General features: G+C 66.0%; 13 protein-coding genes. 9 read left to right on the top strand and 4 right to left on the bottom strand.

The features are described 5' to 3' along the window. Together EAO80_RS11535 and gyrA are read left to right on the top strand one after the other, a co-directional pair. Positions 1 to 1,632 (top strand): DNA gyrase subunit B (locus tag EAO80_RS11535; protein WP_122090038.1); only part of this gene is annotated, 1,632 nt, incomplete at its 5' end. A 294-nt stretch (positions 1,633 to 1,926) separates the two neighbouring features. Continuing rightward, entirely contained in the window at positions 1,927 to 4,368 is a 2,442-nt protein-coding gene (gene gyrA / locus EAO80_RS11540; protein WP_122090039.1) for a DNA gyrase subunit A, read from the top strand. A 217-nt stretch (positions 4,369 to 4,585) separates the two neighbouring features. Here the strand turns inward: gyrA and EAO80_RS11545 are convergent, their stop codons facing one another. Further along, positions 4,586 to 4,840 carry an MTH865 family protein gene (locus EAO80_RS11545; protein WP_122090040.1) on the bottom strand — a complete coding sequence of 85 codons (255 nt, stop codon included), beginning with the start codon at positions 4,838 to 4,840 and terminating at the stop codon, positions 4,586 to 4,588. A gap of 114 nt (positions 4,841 to 4,954) precedes the next feature. Between EAO80_RS11545 and EAO80_RS11550 the strand changes: the two genes are divergently transcribed. The 5 genes from EAO80_RS11550 (at position 4,955) to EAO80_RS11570 (ending at position 10,080) form a co-directional block, all read left to right on the top strand. Further along, positions 4,955 to 6,019 carry a polyprenyl synthetase family protein gene (locus EAO80_RS11550; RefSeq protein ID WP_122090041.1) on the top strand — a complete coding sequence of 355 codons (1,065 nt, stop codon included), beginning with the start codon at positions 4,955 to 4,957 and terminating at the stop codon, positions 6,017 to 6,019. A gap of 65 nt (positions 6,020 to 6,084) precedes the next feature. Then, positions 6,085 to 6,900 carry an alpha/beta fold hydrolase gene (locus EAO80_RS11555; RefSeq protein WP_122090061.1) on the top strand — a complete coding sequence of 272 codons (816 nt, stop codon included), beginning with the start codon at positions 6,085 to 6,087 and terminating at the stop codon, positions 6,898 to 6,900. Between the two features lie 56 nt (positions 6,901 to 6,956). Continuing rightward, on the top strand, positions 6,957 to 8,015 hold the full coding sequence (locus tag EAO80_RS11560; RefSeq protein WP_122090042.1) for a M42 family metallopeptidase: 1,059 nt from the start codon (positions 6,957 to 6,959) through the stop codon (positions 8,013 to 8,015). 62 nt (positions 8,016 to 8,077) lie between these two features. Continuing rightward, positions 8,078 to 8,506, top strand: a complete 429-nt coding sequence (locus EAO80_RS11565; protein WP_122090043.1) for a hypothetical protein — start codon at positions 8,078 to 8,080, stop codon at positions 8,504 to 8,506. Positions 8,507 to 8,586: 80 nt separating this feature from the next. After that, positions 8,587 to 10,080 carry a TrkH family potassium uptake protein gene (locus EAO80_RS11570; protein ID WP_122090062.1) on the top strand — a complete coding sequence of 498 codons (1,494 nt, stop codon included), beginning with the start codon at positions 8,587 to 8,589 and terminating at the stop codon, positions 10,078 to 10,080. Between the two features lie 6 nt (positions 10,081 to 10,086). On the opposite strand, the gene trkA is transcribed toward EAO80_RS11570, so the two are convergent. Further along, positions 10,087 to 11,427, bottom strand: coding sequence for a Trk system potassium transporter TrkA (gene trkA / locus EAO80_RS11575; RefSeq protein ID WP_122090044.1), 1,341 nt, complete (start codon positions 11,425 to 11,427; stop codon positions 10,087 to 10,089). Positions 11,428 to 11,478: 51 nt separating this feature from the next. Continuing rightward, positions 11,479 to 12,009 carry a type II toxin-antitoxin system RatA family toxin gene (locus tag EAO80_RS11580; protein ID WP_122090045.1) on the bottom strand — a complete coding sequence of 177 codons (531 nt, stop codon included), beginning with the start codon at positions 12,007 to 12,009 and terminating at the stop codon, positions 11,479 to 11,481. A gap of 134 nt (positions 12,010 to 12,143) precedes the next feature. Between EAO80_RS11580 and EAO80_RS11585 the strand changes: the two genes are divergently transcribed. Then, complete coding sequence (locus EAO80_RS11585; RefSeq protein ID WP_122090046.1) at positions 12,144 to 12,881, top strand: FAD-dependent oxidoreductase; 738 nt, start codon at positions 12,144 to 12,146, stop codon at positions 12,879 to 12,881. A gap of 4 nt (positions 12,882 to 12,885) precedes the next feature. Here the strand turns inward: EAO80_RS11585 and EAO80_RS11590 are convergent, their stop codons facing one another. Then, on the bottom strand, positions 12,886 to 14,136 hold the full coding sequence (locus EAO80_RS11590) for a thermonuclease family protein (protein WP_122090047.1): 1,251 nt from the start codon (positions 14,134 to 14,136) through the stop codon (positions 12,886 to 12,888). 164 nt (positions 14,137 to 14,300) lie between these two features. Here EAO80_RS11590 and coaBC point away from each other — a divergent pair, with 164 nt between their 5' ends. Next, positions 14,301 to 15,512, top strand: a complete 1,212-nt coding sequence (gene coaBC / locus EAO80_RS11595) for a bifunctional phosphopantothenoylcysteine decarboxylase/phosphopantothenate--cysteine ligase CoaBC (protein ID WP_122090048.1) — start codon at positions 14,301 to 14,303, stop codon at positions 15,510 to 15,512. Positions 15,513 to 15,580: the final 68 nt, after the last annotated feature.

The following is a 15,580-nucleotide window of genomic DNA, read 5'->3' on the forward strand; positions in this document are numbered from 1 at the left end:
GAGGTGATCATGACCGTGCTTCACGCCGGCGGGAAGTTCGACTCCAAGTCCTACCAGGTCTCAGGGGGCCTCCACGGCGTCGGCGTAAGCGTGGTCAACGCCCTCTCGAAACGCCTCGAAGTCGAAATCAAGCGGGACGGCGCGGTCTGGCACCACCGCTTCGACCACGGCGCGCCGGAGGGCGACATCGAGCGGGTTCGCGATCTCAACGAGGGCGAGGAGACGGGCACGACGGTTCGTTTCTGGCCCGACGACGAGATCTTCGAGAGCGGTGATTTCGACACCTCGACACTCGAAACGCGCATTCGAGAGCTCGCCTTCCTCAACCCCGGCGTCGGGATCACGCTCACCGACGAGCGCGACGACACCGAGTCACGATTCGAATACGCGGGCGGGATCCGCGAGTTCGTCGAGTATCTGAACGAGACGCGCACCCCGCTTCACGAGGACGTGCTCTATCTGTCCGACGAGGAAAACGGCATTCAGGTTGAGGTGGCGATGCAGGCCACCGACGAACTCCAGGGATCGATCCACGCCTTCGCGAACAACATCAACACCCGTGAGGGTGGCACCCATTTGACCGGCTTCAAGACTGCCCTGACGCGCGTCGTCAACGACTACGCAAACGGGCAGGGCCTGCTCGACGACATCGACGAGAACCTCCGCGGGGAGGACGTCCGCGAGGGACTGACTGCGGTGATCTCAATCAAACACCCCGACCCGCAGTTCGAGGGCCAGACCAAGACCAAACTCGGCAGCTCCGAAGTACGGGGGATCGTTGAGAGCGCCATGCACGAGGGGCTTTCGACGTATTTCGAGGAGCATCCGGACACCGCCGAAGCGATCATCCGCAAGGCCGTCGAGGCCGCGAAGGCCCGCAAAGCCGCCAAACAGGCGGAAGAGCTGACCCGAAGGAAATCCGCGCTCGAATCGACGGCGCTGCCCGGCAAACTGGCGGACTGTCAGACCCGCGATCCGAGCGAAGCCGAACTGTTCGTCGTCGAGGGCGATTCGGCGGGCGGGAGCGCAAAGCAGGGTCGCGCCCGGGAGTTCCAGGCGATCTTGCCCCTCTCCGGAAAGATTCTCAACGTCGAGAAACACCGGCTCGATCGCGTGCTCGAACACAACGAAATCCGGGACATGATCACCGCGGTCGGAGCGGGCGTCGGCGAGGAGTTCGACATCGCCGAAGCGCGCTACGAGAAGGTCGTCATCATGACCGACGCCGACGTCGACGGCGCGCACATCCGGACGCTGTTGTTGACGCTGTTTTACCGGTACATGCGCCCGCTGATCGAGGCGGGCTACGTCTATGCCGCCCAGCCGCCGCTGTACCGGCTTCGCTACGGCGGGCAGACCTACGAGGCGATGACGGAGGCCGAACGCGAGGAGATCATCGAGGAGCATGGCTCGCCCGACCGGATCCAGCGGTTCAAGGGCCTGGGCGAGATGAACCCCGAGCAGCTCTGGGAGACGACGATGAACCCCGAGAACAGGGTTCTCAAGCGTGTCACCATCGAGGACGCCGCCGCCGCGGACAGGATGTTCTCGGTGCTGATGGGCGACGCCGTCGGGCCGCGAAAACAGTTCATTCAGGAGCACGCAAAGGAGGCCGAATGGGTCGACATTTGAAAAGCCCTCATTCGGCCTTGGCAGCCCTCGCTCGCCCTTTGCATGTCCCAAGAAAAGACCGCAAAGCGGTCTTTTCGGGTCCCGAAAACCGAAGATTTCCGAGGACCACCAGGACCGCATCACAGCCGTCCGGTTGGACGGCTGCTCTTAGGAACGCCTGCCCTTCCCCGCCCTGCTCGCGGAGCCGCCAGAAGTGGCGGCTTCGCTCGCACCGGCCACCGCGCCGCGGACAGCCACTGCGACCGCACCACGAACGACGCCCGCAGCGACTACCATACCCTGAGACCCCACACCATGAGTTCTGACGTTCCGAACCCCGACATCGACGCCGCACGGATCGACACCGTCCGCATTGAGGACGAGATGGAGCAGTCCTACATCGACTACGCGATGAGCGTCATCGCGGGCCGGGCTCTGCCGGACGTCCGCGACGGCCTCAAGCCAGTCCACCGGCGCATCCTCTATGCGATGCACGAGATGGGCGTCAGCTCCCGGTCGGCCCACCGCAAGTCCTCCTCGGTCGTCGGGGAGACGATGGGGGATTATCACCCCCACGGCGACAGCGCGATCTACGACACCCTCGTGCGCATGGCGCAGGACTTCTCGATGCGCTACCCCCTCGTCGACGGGCAGGGCAACTTCGGTTCGGTCGACGGCGACCCCGCGGCGGCCATGCGCTACACCGAGGCCCGGATGAGCCCGATCTCCGAGGAGCTGCTGATCGACATCGAGAAGGAAACGGTCGACTTCACGGCCAACTACGACGACCGCCTCGAAGAGCCGGAGGTCCTGCCTGCGGCGATCCCGAACCTGCTCGTGAACGGTTCGTCGGGCATCGCGGTCGGGATGAGTACGAACGTCCCGCCCCACAACCTGCGGGAGGTGATCGACGCGACGATCCACCTGATCGACGACCCGGAGTGTTCGATCCCGGACCTGATGGAGCACGTCAAGGGACCGGACTTCCCGACGGGCGCGAACATCGTCGGCCGGGAGGCGATCCACTCGGCGTACACCACGGGTCGCGGGCGGCTCCGCGTGCGCGCGGAGTTCGAACGCGAACAGGCGGGCAAGCGCGAGCGGATAATCATCACGGAACTGCCCTTCCAGCAGAACAAGTCCCGGCTGGTCGAGCGCATCGCCGAGAACGTCAACGAGGGCAAAATAGAGGGGATCAGCGACCTGCGCGACGAGTCGGACAGAGACGGGATCCGCATCGCGATCGACCTCAAGCGCGGCGCGAACATTGACGTCGTCGAGAACCAGCTGCTCGAACACCACCTCGAACGGACCTTCGGCGTGATCAACCTCGCGCTGGTCGACGGTCAGCCCCAGGTGCTCGACTTGAAGGAGACGCTCGAACACTACGTCGAGCACCGAAAGGACGTCGTGCGCCGGCGCAGCGAGTACGATCTGGGCGAAGCAAAAGACCGCGCACACATCCTCGAAGGGCGCCTGAAGGCGCTCGACAACGTCGACAGCGTCGTCGAACTGATCCGCGGGGCCGAGGACCGAAACGGCGCGAAGGACGCCCTCCGTGGCGAGTTCGACTTCTCGGAGGCCCAGGCCGAACACATCGTCCGGATGCAGCTGGGCAGCCTGACGTCGCTCGAACGCGAGGAGATCAACGAGGAGTACGACGATCTCACCGCAGAGATCGAGCGCCTCGAAACCATCCTCGCCGACGAATCGGAGCTTCTCGGCGTCATCAAGGACGAACTACGCGGGATCCGCGAGGAGTACGGCGACGACCGGCGCACCAGCATCATCGAGGGCGGCGACACCGTGCTTCACGAGGACCTCATCCCCGAGGAGGACTCCCTGATCCTCGTCACCGAGGACGACTACGTCAAGCGAATGCCCGTCTCGGCGTTCGACCCCCAGGGTCGGGGCGGCAAAGGCATCATCGGCGCGAACCTCAAGGAGGGCGATCGCGTCTCGAAAGTGTTCCGCGCGAACACCCACGACTACCTGCTCTGCTTTACGAACCACGGGAAAGCCTACCAGATCCGCGGGTTCGACGTTCCCGAGATGAGTCGCACCGCCAGAGGGAAGTCGGCGGTCAACATCCTCGATCTGGATCCCGACGAGGAGCTGACGGCGGTCGTCAACACCGACGATTTCGACGAGGAGGAGTTCCTGACGATGGTCACGGAGAACGGCTACATCAAGCGGACCGAAGCCGGCGCCTTCGAGCGCGTGCGCTCGTCGGGGCTGATCGCCGCCTCGCTCGAAGAGGGCGATCGCCTCGTCGACGTCACCGTCACGGACGGTTCGACGGAGCTGATGATCGCGACGCGAAACGGGATGGCGATCCGTTTTCCCGAAAGCGAGGCCCGCGCGATGGGGCGTACCGCCAGAGGAGTGAACGGGATCAAGCTGCAGAGTGGCGACTCGGTAGTCGGCCTCGTCACGGCCGACGAAGGCCGAAGCCTGCTGACGATCACCGAAAACGGCTACGGCAAGCGAACCGCCTTTTCCGAATACCGTACCCAGTCACGCTACGGGAAGGGGCTGATCGACATCAAGACGGGCGCGCGCAACGGGCCGGTCGCTGCCGTCGAATCCGTGAGCGAGGACGACGACCTCATCGTGATGAGCGACGACGCCCAGATCATGCGCATTCGCGCGGCGGACGTCTCGACGGTCGGACGAAACACCAAGGGTGTGATCGTCATGCGCCTGGCGGGCGACGATCGCGTCGCCAGCGTCGACGTACTCCCGCGGACGGACTGAGGTTCGACGACGCGGTCATCGTGGACGCTCGGAGACGGTCAGTTCGTTCGGACGTGTTCGACGCGTCAAGCACCTCGCTCGCGATCCGGGGCGACAGCCCGGCGAGACGATTCCGGACTCATGATCGACTCCGATGACGTCGCTACGTGCTTCGGATGAGAGTAGTACGAAACGATACGCGCTAGAAGTGGCTCCGTTCGGCGATCGGGTCGTCGCCTCAGATCAGGTCTTCCTTTTCGAGGCCCACCATCACGTCGTCAACCAGCGAGTCGACGTCCTCGTAGGGGAACTCCTGATGGTTCGACAGGCGGGTCGCCATCTCCATGGCAGTGAAACTGGTGTCGCCGGATTCGAACTTCGTCGCCGGCCCGTTCGGGAGCGCGGGGACGAGGTCCATCTGGTTTTTGACGGGATAATCGGCGCCCTCGAACGCGTCGTGAAGCTGCGTACGGAGTTCGTCTTTGTCAGCCATAGCCGATAACTGTTCTCCGGAAAGACAAAAACATTCTGAAACGATCCAGAACGGGTAGGGCGTTTCCGACGGCAAACTGAAGCCTTTTTCACCGCGCCGAGCGACCCCCGCGGTATGCGGGACGTCCTCAGCGAGTGGCAGCCGGTCGTCGACGACGCGATCGAAGAACTCCTGCCCCGCGCCGTCGACGAGGCCTACCTCGACGAGTGGTTCGGACCGGCGAGCCACCGATACGACCCGGACGCGATCCAGCGCGCGCTGTCGGATCCGATCTGGGACCTCCTAGATCGTGGGGGCAAGCGCTGGCGGGCGGTCGTCTGCCTGCTCTTGCTCGACGGGTTCGGGGCCGATCCCCACGCGTACCTGCCCTACGCTTGCATCCCGGAAGTGCTTCACAACGGGACCATCATCGTCGACGACGTCGAGGACGAAGCCGAGATACGCCGCGGCGAACCCGCCCTGCACCACGTCTTCGGCGAGGACATCGCACTCAACGCGGGCAACGCGATGTACTTCCTTCCCCTGAAGATCGTCGGGAAGAACCCCGCCGGTCTCGACCCCGAGACCCAACTCGCGATCTACGACATGCTGATGGACGAGCTCAACCGGACGCACCTAGGTCAGGGGATGGACATCCACTGGCACCGCAACCGCGACGTTTCGGTGGGCGAGGCCGAGTACCTCGAAATGTGTGCGTGCAAGACGGGCTGTCTCGGGCGGATCGTCGCCCGACTGGCCGCCCTCATCACCGACCAATCCTCCGAGGTCGAGCGCGAGATCGCCGCCTACGCCGAGGAGATGTCCATCGCCTTCCAGATCGGCGACGACATCCTCGACGTCGAGAGCACCATCGAGGGTACCACCGAGTTCGGCAAGGCCTTCGGCAACGACATCCGTGAGGGCAAGCGCACCCTGATGGTGATCCACGCCCTCTCGGCGGCCGATCCGGCCGAGGCCGACCGGCTCGCCGAGACCCTCCACGCCGAAGAGAACACCCGCGAGGAGATCCTCGACGCCATCGAGATCCTCCAGACGACCGGCAGCATCGAGTACGCCCGCGAACGCGCCTTGGAGTTCGCCGAGAGCGCTCGCAAGCACCTCCGGGACGTATCCCTGAAAGAGGAACGCGCCGATCAACTCGCCTCCTTTACCACGTTCGTCATCGACCGGGACGTGTAACTCAGAGGCCCGAACGGGAGTCAGGGACGGATGATCGTTATCTCTTCACGTAGCATATGTACCGTATGCCACGGATGCGGACGAACGGTATTGACACGTACTACGAACAGCAAGGGGCGGGTCCGGCAATCGTCTTCGTCCACGGCGCGATCCTCGATCACAGCCAGTGGGACCCGCAGGTCGAAGCTCTCAGCGAAGAGTACACGACGGTCGTCTACGACGTCCGGGGTCACGGGCGGACCGGCGGGTCGAACAGGCCCCGCTACTCGGTCGAGCTGTTCGCCGACGACCTCGCCGCTCTCGTCGAGGCGCTGGATCTCGACCGGCCCGTCGTCTGCGGGCTCTCAATGGGGGGCTGTATCGCGCAGGTGTACGCCGCGCGCCACCCGGACCGAGTGAGCGGGCTCGTGCTGGCCGGGACGTTCACACCCGAACTGCTCGACCGGAGCGAGTGGTTCCAACGCTCGGTGTTGCTTCGTGCGACCGTCCCGCCGGTTCGTCTTCTCGGTTACGAGCGCGTCGAGAAGGCTCTCGTGTGGCTCCACGAACGCCTTTCGAAGGGCGCGAGGGGTGACTACGAGCGGATCGAGGAGGTGCGCTCGTCGGGGCCACGGATGACGACCGAGGAGTTCGCGAAGGTGATCCGCGCGGTCGCGAGCTTCCACGAGACGGACCTCGACCTCGGCGCGATCACGGCGCCGACCCTCGTCCTCTACGGGGAGAACGAACCGCCGTTCATGCGCCGTCACGGGCCGAAACTGGCGGCGGCGCTGCCCGAGGTCACCCTCCGGGAGATCCCCGGTGCGGGCCACGCTTCGAACCTCGACGATCCGGCGGCGTTTACGGGAGAGCTTCGTGCGTTTCTCGCGGACCTGGCGTAGCGTCAGACACCCGGCCACTTCGCCGCGATTTATACGGGCCGGCCCGTTGAGTCGGCATGGCAGTCGACCCCGACTTCGAGTACAAGTTGCTAACGCGCCTGACGGAAGCCCGCGGCGTGCCCGGCTACGAGGACAGGGTACGGGAGATCGTCCGCGAGGAACTCACCCCCCACGTCGACGCGATCCGAACCGACGCGATGGGCAACGTGATCGGAACGATCGAGGGCGATTCGGAGTACTCGGTGGCCGTCGCGGGCCACATGGACGAGATCGGCTTCATGGTCACGCACGTAGACGATGACGGCTTTCTCGCGGTCGACCCGCTAGGCGGGTTCGACCCCCGCGTGCTGAAGGCCCAGCGGGTGACCGTCCACACCCCGGAGGGGGATCTCCCGGGCGTGATCGGCTCGCCGCCGCCCCATACGTTGGACGAGGAGGAGCGCGAGCGGACCCCGAAGACCGAGGACGTGCGCATCGACCTCGGGCTCGATCCGGCGGCCGTCGAGGAGCGCGTTTCCCCCGGTGATCTCGTGACGATGGAGCAAGGGACAGAACTCGTCGGCGAGCACGTCACGGGCAAGGCGATCGACAACCGCGTCAGCGTCTTCGCGCTGATCGAGGCCGCCCGGCGGATCGAGAACCCGCAGGTGACGATCCATTTCGCCGCGACGGTCCAAGAGGAGGTCGGGCTTCGCGGGGCGCGAGCGCTCGGGGTGGATCTCGACCCGGATCTGGCGATCGCGCTGGATACGACCGTCGCGAACGACGTGGCGGGCTTCGAGGAACGCGAGTACGTCACCGAACTCGGTGCGGGCGCGGCGATCAAGCTGAAGGATTCGAGCGTGATCACCAGCCCGAAGGTCCACCGCCGGCTCGCGGCGGTCGCCGAAGAGTCGGGGATCACCCACCAGTTCGAGGTGTTGCCCGCAGGTGGGACCGACACGGCCGGCTTCCAGACGCCCGCGGGCGCGAAACCCGTCGGCGCGATCTCGATCCCCACGCGTTATCTCCACACCGTCACCGAGAGCGCCCACGTCGAGGACGTCGAGGCGGTGATCGATCTCCTGGTCGCGTTCCTCGAAAGCGAGACCGGCGAGTTCGACTACCGGCTCTGAGTACTCCGGCGGGCGTGGCGGAAACCAACATATTCAGTACGGCCCGTTCCCAACCCCCGCGTATGAGCGAGGACCGAGATCGGGACCGCGATCTCTCACGGCGGCTGTTCATGCGCGAGGCGACGATCGGCGGGGCGGCGGCGGTCGCCGCGAGCACCAGTGCGGCCGCTCAGGAGGACAACGAAAGTGCCGGTAACGAAAGTGGCGGCAATGAGAGTGGGGGCAACGAAAGCGGCACCAATGAGAGTGGGGGTAACGAAAGCGGCGGCAACGAGAGTGGGGGTAACGAAAGTGGCGGCAACGAGAGCGGCGGTAGCGAAAGCGGCGGAGGCGGGGGCGAGCCCGGCGGCGGCGGGGGCGGAGGCGTTCAGTTGCCCGGCGCGGCGAAGTCGGCCGGGGTCGCGCTGACCGTCGCGCTCAGCTCGACGCTCGGGTTCATCTACGTGTTCATGAAATACGGCGGCGACTACGAGGGCGATCGCATCGAATAACCCGCAAACGAATTTCTTAAGCCGCAGTGTCGGGCCAGTACCGGTGTGAACGGACGCCCGAACGCGAGTCGTGGTCGGCGATGAAGACGACCGTCGACTGGCGGGTCTGTGCGACCCTCACCGGGACCGTCCTCAAGTGGCTCACCGTCCCGCTCAGCGTCCCGCTTTTGATCGCGGTCTACTACGGCGAGGCGCTCGTCCCGTTTCTCGTCACGATGGCGGTTTCGCTCGCGGTCGGCGAGGCGTTCTCCCGGATCGGAATCGAGGGGCGACTCGGGCCCCGCGAGGCGTTTCTCATGGTGGCGGTGACGTGGTTCGCCGTGCCCGTCGTCGGCGCGATCCCGTTCGTGCTGGCGGGAAGCGGCTCAATCGCCCACCCGATCGACGCCCTGTTCGAGTCGATGAGCGGCGTGTCGACGACTGGGGCGACCGTTCTGTTGGACTTCGAGATCCATTCGCACTCGGTTCTGATGTGGCGACAGGTCATCCAGTGGCTCGGTGGGCTGGGGATCCTCGTGCTCGCGACGGCGATCCTCTCCCAGATCGGGGTCGGTGGCGCCCAGCTCATGGAGTCGGAGACCCAGACCCGCGACGTCAACAAGCTCGCCCCCCGGATCGCCCAGACCGCCCGCCTGCTCGGGGAACTCTACATTGGGCTCACCGTCCTGCTCGTCGCGGTCCTCTACGGGCTGCACCTTGCTGGGCTGGCCCCGAACATGGGCTTGTACAACGCCGTTGCCCACCCGCTGACGACGATCTCGACCGCCGGGTTCTCGCCCGAGCCCGAGAGCATCGCCGCGTTTTCGCCGGTGGCCCAGTGGACGATCGTCCCCTTCATGATCGTCGGGGCGACGAACTTCGTGTTGATCTACTTCGCCCTGCAGGGCGACTGGCACCGGCTCGTCGACAGCGAGGAGTTTCGCTTCTACATCGCGTTGCTCGGGCTGCTTGGCGCGATCACCGTCGCGTTGCTCTTCTTCGACGAGTCGTACACGGGCGGTATCGAGTCGACGATGCGCCACTCGGTGTTCAACACCGTCTCGATCATGACGACGACGGGCTACGCGAACGCGAACTACGACCTCTGGGAATCGGGCGCGAAACACGTCCTGTTTCTCGCGATGTTCATCGGCGGGATGGCCGGTTCGACCACCTGCTCGATCAAGACGCTGCGCTGGCTCGTCGTCATCAAGGGGTTTCGCCGTGATCTGTTCACCTCGATCCATCCCGAGGCGATCCGCCCGGTGCGCTTGAGCGGCGAGGTCGTCGACGAGGAGACCATCCGCGACATCTACGCGTTCACACTGGTGAACCTCTTGATCTTCGCGACGGCGACGGTCTTCATCGTCGTCGACGGCGCCCGTGTCGGGCTCGCGCTGAGCGAGTTCGACGCGATGGGCGCGGCCGCGGCGACCTTCCTCAACATCGGGCCGGCCTTCGGCATCGCGGGTCCCTTCGGCACCTACGAGGCGTTCCCGACGACGACGAAGCTCGTGATGATCGTCCTGATGTGGATCGGGCGTATCGAGATCGTCCCGGTGCTCGTGTTGTTCACGCGGGCGTTCTGGAAATAGGCACCCTCAGCCGATCGCCGCGGTCACGGCGTCGACCACGTCGGTGCGGGCGAAGACCACGACGTGATCGCCGGCCTCGATCCGGGTGTCCCCGCGCGGGATGATACACTCCTCCTCGCGGGTGATCGCGCCGATGACGACGGCGTTCGGAAGTTCGGCCATCGAATCCTGCAGGGTTCGGCCCGCGAGAACGCTGTCCTCGTCGATCTCGATCTCGAGGACCTCCGCCCGGTCGTTGTGGATGAGCGAGATGTTCTCGGCGCGGCCCTGGTGGGTGAATCGGGTGATCTCCTCGGCGACCACCTCGCGGGGGTTGACCGCGGCGTCGACGCCGACCGCCTCGAAGAGGTCGACGTAGTCGCCGTGTTCGACGACGGCGACCGCCCGGTTGGCTCCGAGCTGTTTCGCGAGCAGCGAGATCAGCAGGTTCGTCTCGTCGTGGGTCAGCGCGGCGATCACCACGTCGGCCTCGTCGATGTGCTCGCGCGAGAGGAACTCGATGTCCGTCGCGTCGCTCTCCATGACGACGGTGTTTGGGAGTCGCTCCGCGAGGTCGCGCGCCCGGTCGTAGTCCTCCTCGATGAGCCGGGGTTTCAGTCCCCGCTCCTCGAACATCTTCGCGACCTGGTAGCCGACCTCGCTTCCGCCGACGATGACGATCTCCTCCGTGGAATCCGGCGTGGCCTCGGGCGAGAGTTCGGTTCCGAAGCGCTGGACGCTCTCGGGGCTGCCGATCACGACGACGTAGTCCCCGGCCAGCAGCTCCGTCTTGCCGCGGGCGATCTCGACCTCGTCGCCGCGAAGCAGGCCAACGAACGTCAGCGAGTCGAATCGGTCCGCCTCCGCGACCGTCTGGCCGGTCACGGGGCTGTCTTCGGGGATCTCGAACTCCGCCATCTGGACGGTGCCGCCGGCGAAGGGATCGGCGTCGCGGGCGGCCGGCAGCCCGACGATGGTGACGATCGCCTGTGCGGAGAGAAGGTCGGTACAGACCATGAAATCGACGCCGAAGGCCTTATCCGACCGGTTCCACGTCTCGAGTAGGTCGGGCTTTTTCACCCGGGCGATGGTGAAGACGTCGCCGATGGCCTTGGCGGCGCTGCAGGCGACGATGTTGGTCTCGTCGTTGTCGGTGCTCGCGATGAGCATGTCGGCCTCGCCGATTCCGGCCTTCTCGAGGGCCGACAGCGACGTCCCGTCGCCCTGGATCGCAAGCACGTCGAGCGAGTACGTCAGGTCGTCGACGCGCTCGCCGTCGATGTCGATGACGACCACGTCGTGTGTGCTTGCGAGTCCAGCGGCGATCGAGGAGCCGACCTCGCCGGCCCCGATGATGATCACACGCACGAAACCACCGTCATAGATGCCGGTTTACGGCCGGGATGTATGTACCTTCGGTTATACCGAGTCGGGGGTCCGATGGACCTCCAACTCCACGTCGCGCGGTTCCCCCTCCAGATCCGCGACGATCCGCCTGACGACCCGTTCGGCCTCCTTGGTGACCTTCGGTTTGAGCTTCCCGATCACCCAGCCGAAGGAGACGAACGCGGGCAGGTCGATCGCGCTGCCGCGGGCGGACTCGGGGTCGAACTCCACGCGCAGCCACACCCGCGAGGCCGTCTCGTGGCCCTCGGGCGCTTCCTCGGGGGCCGCCTCGACGCGCCAGTGCCCGCGGGCGTCGATGTCCTTGACGAGCGCCCAGTCGATCCGCGTCGGCGGGTCGACGCCCGTGACCTCCGAGCGGGCCGTATAGGTGAGCTTCCACCACGCGAGCCGGAGGTCGTACCGGGTGCCCGGCGACCCGTCGCCGTGCTGGCGAACCCCGGTGAGGTACTCGGAGTAGTTCGCGTACCGGGGGAAGTCGATGAGGAAGTCGTAGACCTCCTCGGGCGGCAGATAGATGACCGTGCTCAGTTCGACTTCGTCCACACGAGCAGTTGCGACGAATTCGCCCTAAGTGTTTGTGTTTGGATCCGGACGAACACGGGGTGTCCGATCGCCGTTCGATGCGCTGATTCCCCACAATGGACATCCTTACCGTTCCACGGCGGCATCGCCGAAGTATGGAAACCGACGTGCTGATCATCGGCGGTGGCGTCGCGGGGTTGACCGCAGGGACGTTCACCGCCCGCGCCGGACTGGAGACGCTGATCGTCGACGGCGGGGAGTCGATCCTCCGACGGAACGCCCACCTGGAGAACGTCCCCGGGTTTCCCGCCGGCATCGACCCGCGGCTCTTCCTCGACATGACCCGCGCGCAGGCCGAGCGCGCCGGCTGTTCGTTCGCCGAAGGGACCGTCACGCAGGTGACTCACGCGGGCGAGCCGGAGGCCGTCGGCTTCGAGGTCGCGACGGAGGACGGAACGGTCCACGAGGCCGAGCGGGTCATTGCCGGTTCGTGGTCGGATTCGAGCTATCTCGAATCACTCGACGTCGAACTCGACCGCCGCGGGAGCAAGCAGTACATCGAAACCGACGGCGACGGCCACACCGCCGTCGAGGGACTCTACGCCGCCGGCCGGATCGCCCGTCGGTACCACCAGACCGTGATCGCGGCGGGCCACGGTGCGGAGGTCGCCCTGACGCTGATCCACGACTCCGACCTGCACTTCTACAACGACTGGGTCGTTCCGGAGGGGTATTTCACCGACCGCGGGCGGGAGGTCCCGCCGGGCTGTGAGGAGATCGACGACGAGGAACGCGAGCGCCGGGCGGAGAAGGGCCGCGAGACGATGCGCGAGTGGCTCGCCGAGCCATATGGGGAGAAACCGACGCCGCATCCGAGCCTGACCGAGGAGTGATCTCTCAGGGGAGCGACTCGCAGGCCACCCCGTCGCCGTCGCGGTCGAGGCCGTGTGGGTCGCTTGAGTCCTCATCGAGGACCGCCTGGGCCTCCGCCTGCGTCTCGAAGTCCGAACAGTTGTAATCGATGTCGCCGCCCGAATCACCATCGTCGGTGTCGGTACCGTCCCCGTCACTTTCGCCGTCATCTCCTTCGCTATCCCCGGAGCCGCCGGGGAGCGTTTCGCAGGCCGTTCCGTCGCCATCAGCGTCGAGGCCGTGTGGATCGCTCGGGTCCTCGTCGAGGACCGCTTGGGCCTCCGCCTGCGTCTCGAAATCCGAACAGTCGTAATCAGCGCTGTTGTCGGAGCCGCCCTCGTCCTCATCCGTCCCGTCCGCGGGCGGTTCCTCGGTCGATCCCTCGAAGCCCCACAGGCCGACCCCCTCGTTTCGGGCCTCGGCCTCGGCGTCCTCGAACGCGGGACGCTCGGAGAACTGCGAGTCGTACATTCGGGCCAGTCCCTCGTCGATCAACGCGCGGTTGAACGACTCTCCCTCGTCGGTGTGGACGTAGACGAGGAGCCGACCGTAGGAGCCACGCCGGTCGGCTTCCGGATCGACCGCGATGCGGACCTCCTCGCCGTCGAGCTCATCGGTTGCGTACGCCGTCGCGCGGTCGCCCCAGTCTGCGAGCCAGTCCGCACCGTCCGTGTTGTCGGGGATCCCCTCGAACTCGGCGGGGTCGTTCTGGCCGTACGTCTCGGGGGTATCGACCCCGAGCAGTCTGATGGTGTCGACCTCGCCGTTCGGGAAGCGGACCTCCATCGTGTCGCCGTCGATCACCCGCTCGACCGTGACGGTCCACTCCGTTCCGTCGGCCGGGCCGCGCGCGGACGCCGAGTCGTCGGTTTCGTCGCCGCCGTTGGAACCGTCCTCGGACTCGCGCTCCGAGGTGGAATCAGGGCTTTCCTCCTCCGAGTCATCGTCCGCCGAACTATCGGCGTCGGTGCCACCGCTGTCGCCGTCGGCGTTATCCGACCCGTCGGACGCTTCCTCGGTATCCGAGTCATCGCCCTCGTTCGAGTCCGAACCGCCATCGCCGTCACCGCTGTCGTCGTCCTCCGCATCGGCTCCTTCGAGGTCGTCGCTGTCGTTCGATTCGATCGGCTGCTCACCGTCGCCGCCGTCGTCGGTTCCCATGCCGGTACAGCCGGCCAGCACGACGAGGAGACAGAGCACGACGGCGATGAGCAGTCGTCGAGAACGTCGGGTCATACTCGTTCCTCGTCGATCCGTTATGTGAGTGTTTGGACTGATACGATTCGGCTAGAGGACGGATCGCCGCGAGGCAGCGGGGTGTGCGAACGGCGAACGAACGAGAGTCGGGCTTCGGCGACGACCGGCTACGTTTAACCCCGCGGGTCGAGAAGGACGAGTGAATGCTCTCGGGAGTGAACGTCGCGTTGGGTGTCACGGGATCGATCGCCGCGGTCAAGGTCGTGGAGATCGCCCACGAACTCCGCCGGCGCGGCGCGAACGTCAGGGCCGTGATGAGCGAGGGCTCTCGCGGGATCGTCCATCCGTGGAGCGTCGAGTTCGCCACCGAAAACGACGTGATCACCGAACTGACGGGGAGAGTCGAACACGTCGACCTCTGCGGGCGGGACGGCTGGGCCGACGTGTTGTTGATCGCGCCGGCCACCGCGAACACAGTGGGAAAGATCGCGAGCGCGATCGACGACACGCCCGTCACGACGTGTGCGACGACCGCCCTCGGAGCCGGGGTACCGGTCGTGATCGCCCCCGCGATGCACGAGCCGATGTACGACCATCCGGGCGTGCTCGACGCCATCGAGCGCGTCGAGGAATGGGGCGTTTCGTTCGTCTCACCGCGGATCGAGGAGGGGAAAGCGAAGATCGCGAGCGAGGACGCGATCGCGCTCACCACCGCGCGGATCGCCACGCCATCACCGCTTTCCGGCGAGCGGGTCGTCGTGACCGCCGGCGCGACCGCCGAGTCGGTCGACCCCGTGCGCGTGTTGACGAACCGGTCGTCGGGCAAAACGGGGAGGGAAGTCGCGCGCGCCTGTTACGTCGCCGGGGCGAACGTAACGCTCATCCACGCGCTGATCGGGCCCCACCCACTCGACGAAGGGTCCGACGAGGACCCCGCCGCCTACGCGGAGGTCGTACGCGTCGAGGAGGGCGTCTCGCTCTCGGAGGCCGCGCTCGCGGCCGCGACCGGGGCCGACGCGTACGTCTCGGTCGCGGCGATCAGCGACTACACCGTCGAGACTGAGGACCAGAAGATCCGCTCGGGCCAAGACCTCTCGCTCGACTTGCTTCCCAGTCCAAAGGTCGTCGACGCGGTGCGCGAGGAGTACCCCGAGCTGCCGATCATTGGGTTCAAAACCGAGACGAGCGGGGACGACGAGGCGATGGTCGAGGCCGCCCGAGCGATCAAGGATCGCGTCGACATGAGCTTCGTCGTCGCGAACGACGCGGGCGTGATGGGTGCAGCGGAGACGCGTACCCTGTTCGTCGACGGCGGGGTCACCGAGCACCGGGGAACGAAAGCCGAGATCGGCGCGGCGGTAGCGAGGCGGCTCGCACGGACCCTCGGCGAAGCCTCCGACCGGGGCGAGGGATAACGAAATCGTTTTCCTACGTGTGACGTTTGATTCGAGTAGTATGGGGCCCCAGCCATGAGTAGCACAGA

This window comes from Halalkalicoccus subterraneus (assembly GCF_003697815.1).
GTDB lineage: Archaea > Halobacteriota > Halobacteria > Halobacteriales > Halalkalicoccaceae > Halalkalicoccus > Halalkalicoccus subterraneus.